Here is a 16,467-nt window from a genome sequence, read left to right on the forward strand (position 1 = left end):
CTTCGCCTTTTGGCCTGAATCATGGCGGGAGGGGATCATGGCGACAGTTTTTCAGACAGACTATGCCTGGCCTGACGACAGTATCGAGCGAAGCGTGATCGAAGCAGCCGGTCATCGCCTGATCAGCGGTCCGTCCGTCCCTCAACCAGCGGAGGCGATCGCGGAGCTTGTCGCCCGGTACGACCCGGAGGCGATCATGACCTGCTGGGCGAACGTGTCCGCCCAGGCGATCGGATCGCCGTCCCGGCTGCGCATCGTCCAGCGGGTAGGCGTTGGCCTGGATAATATCGATGTGGCGGCGGCGACCCGGCGTGGCGCGTGGGTGGCGAACGTCCCGGACTATTGCGTGGGCGAAGTGGCGGATCACGCGGTCGCGCTCCTTCTCGACTGGGCTCGTGGTACGGTGGCTTTCGATCGTGAGGTCAAGGCTGGCCACTGGAATCCGGCCGCCGCCCGGCTGCGGCGGGTGTCGGATTTGACGGTGGGCATCATCGGCTTTGGCCGGATCGGGCGTGCGACCGCCCGCCGGATCAAGGCGTTCGGATGCAGGATGCTTGTCAACAGCCGGAGCGCCGTTGCGGATGCCGATGTCGAACCTTGCACATTGCCATCGCTCCTCGCCAGCAGCGACGTGGTCATACTGCATGTGCCGCTCGGCCAGAATACGCATCATTTGATCGGATCGGCGCAACTCAGGCAGATGAAGCCGGGAGCCTTTCTCATCAATGTCAGCCGCGGCGGGCTGGTCGACAGTCAGGCGCTTCTCGCAGCGCTGGAGGAAGGGCGGCTTTCGGGCGCCGGGCTCGACGTTGTCGAGGGTGAACCGCACCCGCCGCCTGCATTGGTCGAGCGCCCGGATGTCATCGTGACCCCGCACATCGCCTTTTCGTCGGAGGCCTCTCTTTCCGAACTGCGCCGCCGTTCGGCGGAAGAAGTCGTGCGGGTGCTGGCCGGTGCCGATCCCCTGTTTCCATGCAATTCCCCAAAGGCATATCAATGACATCGACCATCATCAGCGCGATTCACGCGCGCCAGCTGCTGGACAGCCGGGGCCGCCCGACCCTGGAAGCGGAAGTATCGCTCGCATCGGGCGACAGCGGCCGGGCATCGGTCCCCTCCGGCGCGTCCACCGGCAAGGCGGAGGCCGTCGAACTGCGCGATGGCGGCCATGCATGGGGCGGGCTTGGCGTTGCGCAGGCGGTCGACAATGTGCGCAAGCTGATCGCGCCTTCGCTCATCGGCATGGACGCCAGCGACCAATCGAAGCTCGACAGCATGATGCGGGAAATGGACGGGACCCCCAACCTTGGCCGCCTGGGCGGCAATGCCATTCTGGCCGTGAGCCTCGCAGCGGTGCGTGCGAGCGCGGCCGTCGGACGCCAGCCCCTGTACCGGCGTTTTGCCGAACTCGCCGGAGCCGAGCCCGCCATGCCGCTGCCCATGGTGAATATCCTGTCGGGCGGATTGCATGCCGGGCGGGGCATGGATGTGCAGGATTTCCTCGTCATGCCGGTGGGAGCGGGCAGTTATGGCGAAGCGCTCCAATGGGTTTGCCGGGTCAGGGATGCCGCAGGGCGCATCTGTGCCGAACGGGGCCTGCCCACGCTTCTGGCGGACGAAGGCGGCTTATCCCCCGGTTTCGCAACCTCTTTCGAAGCACTCGATCTGATGCTGCGCAGTTTCGAGGCAGCGGGGCTGCGGGCGGGCGAGGATGTCGCGATCGCGATCGATGTCGCCTCATCCTCCCTGGTCGATGAAGATGGCGCTTATGTCTTCGGACGCGAAGGACGCTCCTACAGCAGCGCCGGAATGATCGGCCTTCAGAAGGAGTGGATCAGCCGCTATCCTGTCATATCCATCGAAGATGGGTTGGGTGAGGACGATTGGGACAATTGGCCGGAAATGACCCGGCAACTGGGCCGCATCCAGCTGGTCGGCGATGACCTGTTCGCAACCCGGCCCGATCGCATTCGCCGCGGAATCGAGAGCGGGGCCGCCAATGCCGCGCTGATCAAGGTGAACCAGAATGGCACCGTCAGCGGCACTCTCGACGCGATCCGCACGGCGCGGGAAGCGGGTTATGCGACGGTGATCTCGGCGCGATCCGGCGAGACGGAAGATGATTATCTCGCCGATCTAGCGGTGGGGACCGCGGGCGGGCAGATCAAGGTCGGGTCGGTCCGCACGTCCGAGCGCATGGCGAAATATAATCAACTGCTGCGTATCGAGGAAGCGGGGCTGCCTTGGGCAGGGACTTCAGCCATTGGGCCGTTCGGAAGATGACAGAGAGCAGCTTGACAGCCTTCCTGGAGGAGAATGGCCTGGCCGCGCCCGGCGAGAGCGGAGATTGGACGCCGTTGGCCGGGGGCGTATCCTCCGATATATGGCGCGTGACGACGAGCCGGGGGACATTCTGCGTCAAGCGCGCGCTGGCGAAACTTCGTGTCGCTGCGGACTGGGAAGCCGATGTGGGCCGCAATGCCTATGAATGGGCCTATATGCAGACGGTCTCGGCCCTTCGTCCGGGTTCGGTGCCCCTGCCGCTGGCGCATGATCCCGCGCGCGGGCTGTTTGCCATGGAATGGCTTCCGCCCGGCACGCATCCCCTCTGGAAATCTCAGCTCCTGGGAGGCGTGGCCGACCCAGGTTTCGCCGAAATGGTCGGCGATCTGATCGGCTCGATCCATGCCGCAAGCGCGGTCGACCCAAGCCTGCCGGATCGCTTCGCCACCGATGCCAATTTCCATGCGTTGAGGCTGGACGCCTATTTTCTGGCAACGGCTCGCGTCCATGACGACCTTTCGGACATTCTGACCGGGCTTGTGCGGCAGACGGCTGGAACCAAGCTCGCGCTGGTTCATGGCGATGTGTCTCCGAAGAATATTCTGGCGGGGCCGGATGGTCCTGTCCTGCTCGACGCGGAAGTCGCGTGGTTCGGCGACCCGGCGTTCGACCTCGCATTTTGCCTCACTCATCTCATCATCAAGGCGAAGGTTCTGGACGGCCCCGGCCATGAAATCACCACGGCCGCCCGGCTGCTGGTGGAGCGCTATTTTCGCCATGTGAATTGGGAATCGCCCGAACGGTTATCCGCGCGGGCCGCCATGCTGCTGCCAGCGCTTGTCCTGGCTCGCATCGACGGGAAATCGCCGGTCGAATATCTGGATAATGGCCAGCAAGGCACTCTTCGCCATTGCGCGCGCGGGGTGCTGCTGGCCAGTCCCAAGACTATCCAGGAGTCGATCGCATTGCTTCTGTTATAGTTTTTCCCCGATCATGACCGCAATGCATGGCGGCCTGAAAGAGCAAGCCGCCTCATAGTATAGCGGCGGCCTTCGTGACATCGGCCTTCCGGCCGGCTTGTCGCTGGTGTGAAGTCTTCATCATCAGCCGTTCGAACAAGGTGATCGCCTTGTCAGCCGCATTGGGGATCATCGGGATATCGCCCGGTGTTTCATCGATGACGCGCTGCTGCGCCTCGATCATGATGCGATCCTCCTCGAAAGCGCGCGACGCCATCGCCAGGCGATCCGCTATGACGCCCTGGGCATCGGGAAGGCTGCTCGCCACTCCCCAGACATAGAAGTAGCGGGACGTGCGATCGCCGGTCGCGCAAACCGATTGGCCGCTATATTCCGTTACCAAGGGCTGAATATCGGGAGCGCCGAAATCCAGTCTTTGCGCAGTCCCGGCAGGGTATGATCGCGCCCACATCGAAAGGTGGCCGGGCACGGTATAGTCATATGTCAGATAATTATCGACATATGCATCCATTTGAACGCCGGGAGTGTCGTAGGACAAGGATTGAGGAACCCACCAATGAATGCTCAGCCCGTTTTCCACGGACTTGATGCTGCATCGGGCCTGTCCCCAGGATTCTTCACTTGATCCGAAACTGGAGGGATGCACATAGGCCGCGTGCGTGAAATCGAGAAGGTTGGCGTTGACCTGCTCGGCAGCGGCCTCATAGTCGATCTTGCCTGTTCCGAAAACGAAGTCCTTGTCATCGAGCGAAAGGAAATCCGGCAAGGAACTGTGATCGGCCGCAACATCATCCGCGCCCCAGGCGAACACCCAGCCACCCTGCTCGGCTATGGGATAGGTTCGAAGCCTCGCACGGGGCGGAATGCTCCGCTGCCCAGGTATTTCAATGCACTGGCCATCGCGGTCGAACAGCAGGCCATGATACATGCAGCGGATCGAGGACCCTTCGCACCGGCCACGTGACAAAGGCGCGAAGCGGTGGCTGCATCGATCCTCGATCCCGACCAGTTCCCCCTCCCCCGTCCGGTAGACAACGATCGACCGGCCCAACAGCCTGACCGAAACCAGCTGGCCAACACCGAACTCCTTCGAATAGCCGATGCTATGCCATGCGTTAGGGGGAATCATGCTGCTCTCCTTCAGCTCCGCCGATCGTTAAATACCCCGCGGCGGCCAGACTGCCTTGCGCAACACATGCTTATTCCTTGCCCGTCCGCGACAGCCCGGCCGCCCGAACAACCGCTCAGATCGGATTACGCCCGATGAAAAATTCCTTGAGCGGGTCCATGCTGGGGTTGAGGCCCGCATCGATCGCGCCTTTGCGGAGGGCGTTCATCTGCGCATCGTGAATCCGCATTGTGGGCGCGCGTAGCGGCCCGCCATTATAGCCCTGCAACCATGACTGGAATTTCCAGGCCTGACGATTGATGAAGAAGCCGCCATGCAGCATAGGCATCAACGCCTGGCGCGCCTTGCGTGCCGGATGCATCCGCCAGTAGATTTCAGCCGCCTCTTCGAATTTGCGCTCACGCAGCAGGTTGAAGACCTGGGGGATCAGCGGGCCCCAGAATTCATGGTCGGCCGTGGCGGACAACTGGATCGGCATGATCTGGGAGAGCGGAAGCAGCTCCGCCTCCAGCGGCATGGAAATCACCACTTCCTCGCCGAACAGGCGGTCGCATTCGATCAGCGACTGGACGGAGGGACCACCGCCCTCCGCCTTGATCGCCGCGATGTTGGGGCAGTCGTCGATCAGGCGGCGAATGAGGCCGACGGGAAGGTCGGATGGATGAATCCGGTTAGCAAAGCCCCACAGGAAAACGGGGAAAAGCATTACGGCAAGGTTGGTCGCGTCACAAAAGGCCTTTGTATAATCGTAAATGTCCTGCTCGCTTTCCGGGTAGAAATTCGGCGGGTAGGACAGCAGGACAAGTTCGGCCCCGGCAGCTTCCGCGCCCTGCACGGCGCGGATATTCTCCTCCAGATTGCTCCAGCTCGCATGATGGACGATGATCAGCCGGTCGCCTGCCTCATCCTTCATGATCCTCAGGAAATCCAGATATTCCGGGAGGGTGATGGTTATTTCCGATACGCCCAGCGTACCGATGAACCCATGTTCGATCGCCAGCCGCGTGTCGTGCCGGATGGCGGGTTCGTTGATGCGCGTCAGATCGCCCGAAAAGGACGGGATGGTGCAGCTCACCGTTCCGACAAGCGTATCGCGCGCCCATTTGCGCGCTTCGTTCTTGGTATAACGGGCCATTCGGCTTGATCCTTCCAGAAGGGTATATGTGCGTTCAGCAATTCATGAATGCCGCGAAATTCACCGGCTCCAGCCACATGCAGTCACCGCGCATGATCGCCGGTGCGCAGCCTCTTTTCTGCTCGATGCGAGAGCCAGCTTCATTCCTGCTGCATTTTCTCCGCATCCGTCATCGCAGCGACCAGGCGGCGGCCAGTGACTCCGGCACGATCGGCCGAAACGCTGAATTCCAGCGCCTCGTCCTGGTCGGCCGCCCGGCGAGCCATGTCCTGGGTCGCCTCCAGCATCGTCACATCCTCGGCAAAAACCTTGCCGATGAAGGCGCGCGTCTGTTCGACATCATAGGGGCCGCCATGATCGCGTGCCATGACCCAGTAATAATGGGTCTTGCCGACGGACACCGGCGTGGTCAGATGCACGACCCTGGCGAAACATTCGCTTAGCCCGTTGGGTTCGGGGTCCGGATCATAGATGTTGACGGCGGAATGATGGGCGCCGGGCGATAACTGCGTCCCCCAGGTTTCGCGGTTGACGATCTTGCCGGGCGTCTTGTTGGCGGCAGCGGCATAGATTGCCGCGAGCGGCGAGTTTTCGAAAAACTGGCTATAGGTGACGCGGCCATTGGCGCTTTCCACCTTGGGCGGGCGGTTCCAGTCAGTCACGCCGAGCGAGTTTTTGTGAAGGAAGCTGAAATGGGTGAGATCGAGGACATTTTCCTTGATCTGCATGAAATTGGCATTGACCGCCTTGTAACCCCAGACATTATACCAGGCCGGATCTTCCAGATAGGCGAGGTCTGCGGGGATAAGGTCAGGATCGGCAAGGCTGGCCTCTCCCATCCAGATCCAGATGAAGCCATATCGTTCCTCCACCGGAAAGGCGCGTATGCGGATGGCGGAGGGCGTATTGTCCTGCGTCGGCACTTTCATGCACTGGCCGGATGGTTCGAACTCCATGCCATGATAGGGGCATATCAGCCTGTCGCCAGCGACCTCGCCCATATGCAGCGGCGCCCAGCGATGCGGGCAACGGTTGTGCAGCGCCACCGCCTCTTGGGACTCCGTGCGATAGAGCGCGATCGGAAGCTCCATGATCCAGCGCATGATCGGCTTCTCGCTCACTTCGCTGCCGTGGGCCGCGACCCACCAGCTGTTGAGCGGCCAGTTCCGCGCAGTCCCGCTGGTGCCGATTCCCGGCCGGATGGGATCGGGACTGAGGGCAGAGGCGTCGTCCATAACTCTCTCCTGAAATATATGATTGATGATTGCTGAGGAGCATTATGCCAGCCGCTGGATCATCCACATAATTCAAAGTATGAACGGATTAGCATTCACCGGATGGATGATAAGCATGCGCTTCAAAGGCCTTGATCTCAATTTGCTGGTAGCGCTCGATGCCCTTCTGGAAACGCGCAGCGTCGCGCGGACAGCCGAGCGCGTCGGCCTCAGCCAGCCAGCGACCAGCGCGGCGCTCGCCCGCCTGCGTCAATTTTTCGGCGACGACCTGCTGATCGCTGAGGGACGCCGCTATCACCTGACGGCAGCGGCGCGGGCGTTGCGCCCGCTGGTGCGCCAATGCCTCAGCGACGCCGAGCAGATCGTGACGGTCAGCGGCGGATTCGATCCTTCGACAAGCGTGCGGGACTTTCGCGTCGTCGCGTCCGATTATTCCGCGGTTGCCGTACTGACGCGGCTGGCGGCGAATATGGCATCGCGCGCGCCCAACATCGCGCTCGACATCATCCCGCCCGAATATGGCAGCCCGCGCCAGTTCGAGGACGGCACCATTGACATATTCATCGGTCCCCAAGTCTATCTGCGGCGGGATCAGCCCACCGAATTCCTCTATGAGGAAAGATATGTCATCACCGGGTGGGCGGAAAATCCGGTCTTCCAGCGGCCTCTGATGCTGGAGGACATAGAAGGGGCCGACTTCGTTTCAGCACGATTCGGGCCGGACCGGTTCGGCGGATGGGGAGAGCAGCATCTGGAGGCGCTGGGGATAACGCGCCGTATCGAGATCGGCATCAGTTCGTTCGCCACGGTGCCATGGTTCCTGCCGGGCACAATGCGGCTCGCCCTCATGCACGAGCGGCTCGCCCGTTTCTTTGGCGAGGTCGCGCCGCTGCGCTGGAGCTATCCGCCTTTCGAAGTTCCGACGCTCAAGGTACTGGCGCAGCATCACCGGTCCCGCAGCGACGATCCGGGCGTTCTTTGGCTGCGCGAGCAGATCAGGATGGCCGTTCAGGACGGCGGCATCCCGGCCTGATCCGTCAGGCCTTGAGCCTTTCGGCGATGAAATGATGAATGCGGCTTCGCGCCGCCCGCGCCATTTTGGTGGGCTGGGCAAGCAGGAGATGGCGCCCTTCCGGATATATGGCGAGTTCCGCGCTATTCCCTGCCGCGCGCCACCGCGCCGCCATGAACATGCTGTCGTCAAGGACCACGTCCTGCGTGCCCACGGTGAACAAGGCGGGCGGCATGTCCGCAAGGTCGGCATAGAGGGTGGAAATGGCCGGATCGCGCAGCGCCTCCCCAGTGCGGCCGGGGAAGGCGCATTCGCGCGTTTGGCCGAGGCGCTTGGGCGAGAGAAACTTGCCCGGCGTCGTCCGCCGCTGACTGGGCGTGCCGGAAAGGTCGTAATTGCCCGCGACGAGGCTGGCCCCGGCGACGCGCTTCGCCGCGCCGGACGCATCCCGCAGTTGCAGCAGCACCATGACGGCCAGCGTCGCTCCCACAGAATCGCCGCCGATAACGATGCGGTCGGCGCCGAACTCCGCCGCGCCATGATCGAGCAGCCAGCGCGCCACCGTGAAACAATCGTCCCGCGCCGCCGGAAAGGGATGTGCTGGCGCCAGGCGATAATCGACGCTGACGGTGACGGCGCCGATGGTTTTGGCAATGTGGCGGTTGGGATAATCCGCCATCGCGGCACTGCCTTCGACAAAGCCCCCGCCATGAAAATGGAGATAGATCCCTGCCGCCGCATCTGCGGGACGAATGATCCTGACCGGAACGCCGCTGATGTCGCGCGCCTCCGCAGGCAGTTCGGTGGCAGGAGGCGCAGGCGGAATATTCGCCGGGATGTCATCAGGAACACTGGCGTTAAATGCCTGCTGCTCCGCGATCAGGGCTTCCAGCGCCGGATCAAACAAATTCGTCATCTCTCCACCCTGCTTCGCGCGACCGGATGCCGGGCAATGAGGCAGGTCCGCGACGCCAGGCCTTACAGGTCAGCAGACATGCAGGCCGACGATCGCGCCAGCCCGATTGCGACGGGGCACGCTTTGTTCATCGCCGGAACGAATAGCCCGATCACCAGGGGGGACAACATACAATATGCGATATTGTATAATGCGAGAGGAGATAGTGGGCGGGCATTTCGCCGTCCATTACCTTTGTGCTTTTTCCGAAGGAGTTCAGTTCAGACCCCATCCCAGATCACGCCGCCAGCCGCATTCCCGATTTGGATACCAGCGCCAGTAAGGAGATGTGGTTGAAGAACCACATTTTTTCCACCGTCAGGCTGCTATATTTGCGGATCGTGTTGGCGAAGGTGTAGGGCGTGTACCAGACATTATGATCTGGATGGACGACTTCCACAAATGTCTGGCTTCCCTGGACATAGTCGAAATGTCTCGCCCGGCACTGAAAGGCGTCAGGTACGGAGATGAAGTAGCAGGCCGCATCAAGGCTTTGGAGTTGCGCCAGGAATTCTTCCACATTCGCCACATGCTCCATGACTTCGGGCACGAGGACGACATCATAGGATCCTTTGATCTCCTCAAAACGCGTGTAGAGCTGCCCCTTCGTCAGCGGCCTGAGCTGTTCCAAGGCTTCAGCATGGACATCGAAGCCATCCAGTTGGGCGCAATAAGGTTCCAGCGCGAGGTGCAGGGATGTGGCGGGATCGGTGATCGGCCAATCGGCGCACCCGACATGCAGCACTTTTTTGCCTTCGCACATCTTCGCGAAGACATCGAAACGGTTCAGGCTCGCAATCTCATCGGAGACTTCCACGTGCTGGACGAAATAGGGATCGTGCAAGTCTTCAAGCACTGATCCAGCCTTTGCCGCCCCGGCTTCTTCAGCCAGCGGTGCAGGCTGGGCCACATCGCCGGATGACGGTGCGGGCGCGGGCTGCTGGTTGGCGGGGGTGAAGTCCTGCTGGTAAATCTCATCATAGGCCTGACGGGTCGAGCCCCAGAGCTGATGAGCATAGACCGGATCGGACCCTTCATAGCTGATGCCGCTGAAATGGCGGGGGATGAAATAATGGCTGGGGTAGATGCGCAGCCGTGAATAGGCATATTTGCGATAGCTGTCGGTAAGGCGCTGCGGCCCCACCGTTTTCCAGGCCATGTCTTGGATGACCGTGGGCTCCGCGGCGATATCGTCGATGATCTGCTTGAGAAACGGATTGCCCGCCACGCTTCCGAAATAGCCCGCGGCGATGAGGCCGGGGCGCACAATCTCATTTTCCCAGCAGGCGAAGGCTTCGCAGTCGAGCAGTTTCTCGTCGAGGGGACTCAGGGCGATGCTGTCGGCGTCCAGAACGACGCCGCCATGGGCATGCAGGATCTCCCACCGCATGAGGTCCGCGACTCCGTTCAGTTCGCGCCCGGCCATGTCCCGCATGTGCCGGTGGTTGATCCATTCCATCCCGTCCAGTTCGGCATTGCCCCACAAGATGAAATCCCAGTCCGGGTTCATGGTGCGCCATGTTTCGATGCAATTGTCTGGACGCTTGCTTTCGTCACCAACCCAGATGAAGTGGATGAGCTTGGGGATCATGGGCTTGGGGTCCTGCGTCTGTGAACTGGCCGCCGATTTCTTCGACACAGACGGGGTAAACCACTATGCTTAATCAAAGGTTATTCGAACACCATCCCGTCGTGGCCGATTGTGATGTGCGCGGGCGCGAGTCCCTGTAGCCGCCGTTCATGCGCAGCTTCATAGGCGGCCTCCAGGCTGCGCGTATGCGCCGTGGTGTCGAACAGGGGCGATGATTTCCTGTTCACGGCCAGGCGCGCCTTCAACGCAGCGAGCTTTTCGGGAGAATGCGCCAGTTCCAGCGCCATCGCCTCATAATGATCGGGCGATGAGGCGATAAGATCCGGCATGTCGAGAGCAGACAGGAGGCTGGCGCCGACGCGGGATGCGAACTGTTCACCGGCAACCGTCAGCATCGGCAATCCGCCCCAGAGCGCGTCGCTTGCGGTGGTATGGGCATTGACCACAAAGGTATCGAGGAAAAGATCGGCATGGATGTGGCGCGCAAGATGATCTGCGTGGGGCATCTTTTCAGCGAAGACCAGCCGCGCCGGGTCCACGCCGCGCAGCCTTGCCTGTTCCTGCAAATTGACCTGTGCCCAGGGGTTGGAGCGGATGAGCCACAAGACGCTGCCTTCAACCTGCTTTAGCAGCCGCATCCAGATGTCGAACTCGCGCGGCCCGATCTTCCAGTTCTGGTTGAAACAGCAGAAGACGAAACCATCCCTGGGAAGTCCAAGTTCGGTACGGTCGGCCGGGCAGTACCCGATTGTGCGATGGTCGTCATTGGTCTGATAGCTGCCGGGAAGCCGGATGACCTGTTCGGCGTAATGAACTTCCGCCCCGGCCGGGACGACTACTTCGTCGGCGACGATATAGTCGAGGAAGTTCGCGCCGATCGTGCCGGGATAGCCCAGATAACCGATCTGCACAGGGGCCATGCGTCCGGCAAAGAGCGACAGCCGCGCGTCGCGCGTATGCCCCTTCAAATCCACGGCGATGTCGAGCGCGTCTGCACGAACGCGTTCGAGCACCTCGGCATCGCTCATTTCGCGGATGTCGGTAAAGGCGTCTAGATAGGTCAGCAGCGCCTGGCGGCGGCCTGATCCGTCATCCGCGCCAAAGCTGTAGGCCCGTATCTCGAACCGCTCACGATCATGTTCGCGAAGCAACCCCGACATCAGATGAAGCGTGGCGTGGTCGTGAAAGTCCGCCGAAAAATAACCGATCCGAATTTTGCCTCCCGGCTGGCGGTCGGGCGGCGCGAAGGCTGGACTGCGATTCGGCATGGCTGCCTGCGCAACGATCCGCGCGCGGGCGAAAAGCCGGGCAGGATCGTCTTCGAACGGCAGCGCTATGAAGGGCGGTATGGGATCATTGCCCTTTGCCGCCTGAATCGGAAGCGCGGAAAATTGGTCGCGCCGTGTCCAGTCGCATATATGCGCTTCAAGGTAGAGAAGCTGGGCGCTGACATGGTGATCGGAAGGCAGGATGTCGTGCGCGCGCGAAAATGCCTCGTGCGCTTCGTTCAAAGCCCCCGCGAGCGTCAAGCCATTGGCGAGATTGATGAAGGCCCGGCCATTTGCCGGATCGATGGATGCGGCCTGGCGGAACGAAGCTATCGCGCTTTCCGTCCTTCCTTCCGCTAATTGCGCCGACGCCAGATTGGTCCAGCCATCGAAATGATAGGGACGAAGGCGGGTAAGGCGCTCATAGCAATCCATGGCCTGCGCATATCGCCGGTTTTCGCGATGCAGATTGCCCAGATTATAATGGACATCCGCATAGTCCGGCTGGATCGCCAGCGCCGCCCCATATGCGTCTGCGGCGGAGTCCGGCCGGTCCTGTGCCGCATACAAATTGGCCAGATTATACCATGCTTGCGCATAGTCCGGGTTCAGCCGCGTCGCCTCCAGATAGCAGGCTTCGGCCTCCTGCAACTGACCCATCTGCCGCAGCGCGATTCCAAGATTGTTGTGATGGACCGGATCTGATGGATGGCTCTCGATCGCCTTGCGCAGAGCCGTTGAAGCAAGCGCCGGATTGTCGAGCCCAAGATAGGCGACCCCCAGCACCCCCTGAAGGGCGGACAATTGGGGGAAGGTGCGGGCGAGCTTTTCCGAACGGATCGCCATTTGCTCATAATCCGCATCGGCATGGAGCTTGCCGATCTCCGCCAGTTCGGCCTGGAGGAATGTTTGGGGATCTTGCTCTGGCTGGCGGAGCCGCGATAGCTCGTTGTGCGCCTTGCGATTGTTGGGGTGTCTGGCCAGCACCTCCTCCAGCAGGCGCCGCGCTTCGCCGCCGTCGCCCCGCTTTTCAGCACGCTTCGCTTTCAGGAATATCGCTTCTAAGCCGCCGGACATGGGCCCATCCATCATTCGATAATGTTGAGCCGGCCTAATATATGCCTCGATAAAATATGGTTAATATAAAGCCTGCGCCTCCATGAAGCGCCTGATGCATGAACCGGCAGACTGGCCCGCGTCCTTAGGGCGCCGGACGGTGCACATCTTCCAGGTGCTGCCGCAACAGATCCTTGCCATAGTCGTTCCCATTAGGAGTGCGTACGACCGTGTGGACGTGACATTTCGCAGGGGTCGCATTATTGAGCCAGACACCGGCATGATGATCGAATTCCAGCATAATCACCGGGCTTTGAATCCGATAATAGAAGGGCGTGTCATCGCCATAAGCGCCAACCCAGCTCCAATGCGTGCGGTCAAGGTGACGCTCGATCTGGGCAAGCTTCGCGCAGAGCGGTCCATCGGGCAGGTAAACCAGAAAGGTCCTTGCCAGGTCCATCAGCATGCTGCGCTGCGCGTGGTTGAAGGCCACAGCCGAAACGCCTTCGAACGGAACGACGCGGTTATCGCGAAAGGCCCCGCCAAGATGGAGTCCATCGCCGGGATGCCAGCGTCCTTCGGGCAGGTCGGTGCCCAGCATCGACGGAAAAATCTGCGCCTGATCGCGCAATTCCGGGCGTAGCGACTGCATCAGCGCCAGACCAATCTCTTCCTCTTCCCTGAACATGCGAAGCCCGGCATGCGGCCCGGTGTCGATGCGCGTCGGTTCGGCGCCCATGAAGGTCGGCGAAATCACCATCTGCCGGTCAATGATCATACAATTGAGCGCGAGGTGGTGACCGTAGAAATTCCACCCCCAAGGTGCGCTGAGCGATGGTTCGCCGAACAGCACGAAATTATAGCTATGCTCATTCATCAGCGCTGGCAGTTGGGTCAATTCGCCCAGAAAGGCATTGGCGATCATGCAACCGCGCGCCTTGGCGAATCCTGATGTGCTAAGGGAGGCACGGATCACGTCCAGCACCGCGTTCCGCACGGCCGTCCTGCATTCATCAGACGCAATCCATTGTCGTTCCAGAGGAACTCTGGGTTGCTCCAGCGGCGCCAGGCATCCGAGTCGATCGGATGACGCAACTTCGCTGCCTCATGGCCATTGACGGTTTGCAGCAACCGGCAGGCGGCCTCGAACATCTGTTCCGCCGGGGCGTCCTCATCGCCGAGTGCGAACAAATCCTGCTCGCACATTCCGTCACACGTCAACCCGTGAAACGGCTCAGCGGCCAAGGACTCCCAAGGATCGAGAAACAGGGCCTTCGCGCGCGGCTGCGCTTTCATCCTGAGCCCGAATTCAGCCGCCGTCAGGCCGCGCGCGCCTTCCAGCTTCGGGTGATCGAGAGCATAAAGGAGGCCGCGAAAGTCGTTAGACATTGTCATCATTCAGCCTGTTGCAACCCTGCCGCGAAGATCAAGCGCTACGCCCGCTCAAGCTTTTTCAAGCGCTTCGGCCTGGGCGAGCTTGTTCAGATGCCGCCGCAGCATCACGCTCGCCTTGTCGCTGGCGAAGCTCATCTCGCGAAAATCGTCCCGCCGGTCGGCCTGGACCAGTGAGGAGATGTGCTCAAGCGCTTCCTTGTCCTCAAGGAACGCAGCACCGATGCCGGAACGGAACATCTCGCCCAGTTCGTCATCGTCCGTCGCGAAATCGCGCGCGAAGAACCACCAGTAATGGGTCGTGTCCTGATGCTCGGGCGTGATGAAGTGAAGGATGCGGATGTGATAATCACGTGGCTCGACATCATCGCCGCCTACCGCCCGGATCGTGGTCGCACCATCGGCCGAGGCCGGCGAGCGATACCCCTCTTCGATCGTCCGGGTGATCAGCGGTTCGCGCAGACGCAGGGCGCGATTCCACAGCGGTGGCGCGGGAACGTCGCGATATAGCATATGCGAGAAGATACCGTCATCGCGCGTCTCTATTTCGATCGCCGCGCTGCTTTGATCCGGCACGCCGATACTGCTGCTATGAAGATGCTCGAAGTGCGACAGGTCGAGCAGATTCTCCTGCAACCCGACATAGTTCGCATCAATATGATAGTAACCGGAAACCACGGCCCAGCCCGGCTCCGTGAAGGAATGATGCTTGGGGATAAGGGCGGGATCAGCCGCATCGGGTTCCCCCATCCACACCCACACCAGCGGCGCGCGTTCGACAACCGGATAAACGCGCGTACGCAAATTGCCCGGAGTCTTGGCGATCGGCGGGAACAGGGTGCAACGGCCATCGGGCGCGAACGTCATGCCGTGATAGCCGCAAGCGACCTGATCACCGACGCGCTTCCCCTTCGAAAGCGGGAAGGAGCGATGCGGACAGCGATTGTCCATCGCCACCGGCGCACCGGCTTCCGTGCGATACAGCAGGATGTTTTGGCCGAGGATCCAGCGGTCCATCAGCCCGCCATCCAGCTCGTCGCTCAGCCCGGCGACATACCAGGCATTGCGAATGAGCGGTGTCGCGTGGTCGGCGAGATCTGATCTGATCGTGCTCAATGTTCCTTCTCCTGCAAGCTTGGTATCGCGACCACCGTCCCTATCTGCACCGTGATAGTTTTTCTAGAAAAATATTATTTTTATTGCGGCCGGAGCATGGTAGGCCGCACCTGTTCAGCCAATGTCCGCGCGGCCGCCCCGTGCCTGATTGGATATGGCCTGATTGGATGTGGGAGGTGAAACCGTGGGCTTTGTACGGAACAACTGGTATGCCGTGGCGCGAGTAGACGAAGTCGAGCCGGAACATCTGCTGGCGCGGCGCGTGCTGGATGAGCCGCTTGTCCTGTTTCGCGAGAACGATAGCACGATCGCCATTCTTGAGGACACCTGCCCGCACCGCTTCGCTCCGCTGAGCCTTGGCAGGCTTCGCGACGGCGCGGTCGAATGCGGCTACCACGGTTTGCGTTTTTCCGGCACGGGCAGCTGCGTCTTCAATCCGCGCGCCGACGGTTCGATCCAGCCGGGATTGGCGGTCCGCGCTTATCCCAGCGTGGAATTGCACGGACTGATCTTCGTGTGGATGGGTGATCCCGCAAACGCGGACCCTTCGAAGTTGCCCGATCTCAGCTTTCTGGACGGCGCGAGCTCAAACGACGTGCTGACAGGTTATCTGCGGACCGAGGCGAATTACGAACTCATCATCGACAATTTGCTCGACGCCAGTCATGCGGATTTTCTCCACCCCGGGCTGCTTTCGACCGGTGGCGCCTATGGACGGCATGTGCCGAAAGTCGATTATGCAGGCGATGAGGTGTGCGAGACGTTCATGCTCGAAAATCTGCCCACCCAGCCAGCCGTCACGCCCTATCTGAGCGAGCCTGGCAAACCGGCGCATCAGAAGATGGTGTTCCGCTGGGTCGGCCCGTCCTTCGTCTATATTTCCGGTGACATCTGGCAGGATAGCGATCCCAGCCGCGTGCTGATTTCAAGATCGCTCCATGCGCTGACCCCGGAAAGCAACGGAGCGACGCACTACTGGTTCAAAATACGCCGCAATTACGACCTGGAGCGGCCCGTGCCCAATCGCGAAGCGGGGGTGCTCTATGCATTCGGCCAGGAGGACAAGCCGATGCTGGAGGCAGTGGCGAAACGGATGGGCGGCAAGAACTTTTGGGATCTGCGCCCCGCCGTCCTTCAAGGCGACAATGCGCAAGTCATCGCGCGGCGGCATCTGCGCAAGATGGTCAATGCCGAGCAGCCCCAAAGTTGACGATGGGCATGAGGGCCGCCTGTTAGGATAATGCCGTCCCAACAGGCACCTCCCTGGCGAAGGCAGCTACGGATCGGGCCTAAGGCGATGGCCCAGGCATCATGA

At 61.2% G+C, this 16,467-nt stretch carries 12 protein-coding genes and 1 pseudogene; 5 read left to right on the forward strand and 8 right to left on the reverse strand.

Annotated features, from left to right (window positions below; all coding sequences use genetic code 11):
* The first annotated feature begins 37 nt into the window (after window positions 1-37).
* From L288_RS24525 to L288_RS24535, 3 genes are read left to right on the forward strand one after another with little or no spacing between them, the layout of a single operon-like run.
* Window positions 38-1,000 (forward strand): C-terminal binding protein, encoded by a 963-nt coding sequence (locus L288_RS24525; RefSeq protein ID WP_021236773.1) that lies wholly within the window; start codon window positions 38-40, stop codon window positions 998-1,000.
* Window positions 997-2,283: a phosphopyruvate hydratase gene (gene eno, locus L288_RS24530; RefSeq protein ID WP_021236774.1), complete on the forward strand. Its 1,287-nt coding sequence runs from the start codon at window positions 997-999 to the stop codon at window positions 2,281-2,283. Before L288_RS24525 ends, eno begins: the two co-directional genes overlap by 4 nt.
* Before the next feature lie 11 nt (window positions 2,284-2,294).
* The gene (locus tag L288_RS24535; RefSeq protein ID WP_201766624.1) at window positions 2,295-3,263 is read left to right on the forward strand and encodes a phosphotransferase family protein; all 969 of its coding nucleotides are present in this window, start codon (window positions 2,295-2,297) and stop codon (window positions 3,261-3,263) included.
* Between the two features lie 52 nt (window positions 3,264-3,315).
* Here L288_RS24535 and L288_RS24540 read toward each other — a convergent pair whose 3' ends face one another.
* The 3 genes from L288_RS24540 to L288_RS24550 form a co-directional block, all read right to left on the reverse strand.
* On the reverse strand, window positions 3,316-4,392 hold the full coding sequence (locus L288_RS24540; protein ID WP_021236776.1) for an aromatic ring-hydroxylating dioxygenase subunit alpha: 1,077 nt from the start codon (window positions 4,390-4,392) through the stop codon (window positions 3,316-3,318).
* A gap of 115 nt (window positions 4,393-4,507) precedes the next feature.
* Window positions 4,508-5,527 carry a dihydrodipicolinate synthase family protein gene (locus tag L288_RS24545; protein WP_021236777.1) on the reverse strand — a complete coding sequence of 340 codons (1,020 nt, stop codon included), beginning with the start codon at window positions 5,525-5,527 and terminating at the stop codon, window positions 4,508-4,510.
* 140 nt (window positions 5,528-5,667) lie between these two features.
* Entirely contained in the window at window positions 5,668-6,762 is a 1,095-nt protein-coding gene (locus L288_RS24550; RefSeq protein WP_021236778.1) for an aromatic ring-hydroxylating dioxygenase subunit alpha, read from the reverse strand.
* A 115-nt stretch (window positions 6,763-6,877) separates the two neighbouring features.
* Between L288_RS24550 and L288_RS24555 the strand changes: the two genes are divergently transcribed.
* Window positions 6,878-7,795 carry a LysR family transcriptional regulator gene (locus L288_RS24555; RefSeq protein WP_031303815.1) on the forward strand — a complete coding sequence of 306 codons (918 nt, stop codon included), beginning with the start codon at window positions 6,878-6,880 and terminating at the stop codon, window positions 7,793-7,795.
* Window positions 7,796-7,799: 4 nt separating this feature from the next.
* On the opposite strand, the gene L288_RS24560 is transcribed toward L288_RS24555, so the two are convergent.
* From L288_RS24560 to L288_RS24580, 5 genes and pseudogenes are all read right to left on the reverse strand, one after another.
* Window positions 7,800-8,690 (reverse strand): alpha/beta hydrolase, encoded by an 891-nt coding sequence (locus L288_RS24560; protein ID WP_021236780.1) that lies wholly within the window; start codon window positions 8,688-8,690, stop codon window positions 7,800-7,802.
* Between the two features lie 277 nt (window positions 8,691-8,967).
* Entirely contained in the window at window positions 8,968-10,320 is a 1,353-nt protein-coding gene (locus L288_RS24565) for a glycosyltransferase (protein WP_021236781.1), read from the reverse strand.
* A gap of 80 nt (window positions 10,321-10,400) precedes the next feature.
* Entirely contained in the window at window positions 10,401-12,665 is a 2,265-nt protein-coding gene (locus L288_RS24570) for a tetratricopeptide repeat protein (protein WP_021236782.1), read from the reverse strand.
* A 124-nt stretch (window positions 12,666-12,789) separates the two neighbouring features.
* A pseudogene (locus tag L288_RS24575) lies at window positions 12,790-14,042 on the reverse strand (DUF3500 domain-containing protein).
* A gap of 45 nt (window positions 14,043-14,087) precedes the next feature.
* On the reverse strand, window positions 14,088-15,152 hold the full coding sequence (locus tag L288_RS24580; protein ID WP_021236783.1) for an aromatic ring-hydroxylating dioxygenase subunit alpha: 1,065 nt from the start codon (window positions 15,150-15,152) through the stop codon (window positions 14,088-14,090).
* Between the two features lie 184 nt (window positions 15,153-15,336).
* Here L288_RS24580 and L288_RS24585 point away from each other — a divergent pair, with 184 nt between their 5' ends.
* Window positions 15,337-16,362: an aromatic ring-hydroxylating dioxygenase subunit alpha gene (locus tag L288_RS24585; protein WP_041207689.1), complete on the forward strand. Its 1,026-nt coding sequence runs from the start codon at window positions 15,337-15,339 to the stop codon at window positions 16,360-16,362.
* Window positions 16,363-16,467 lie beyond the last annotated feature (105 nt).

Origin of the sequence: Sphingobium quisquiliarum P25 (assembly GCF_000445065.1) — a bacterium.
GTDB lineage: Bacteria > Pseudomonadota > Alphaproteobacteria > Sphingomonadales > Sphingomonadaceae > Sphingobium > Sphingobium quisquiliarum.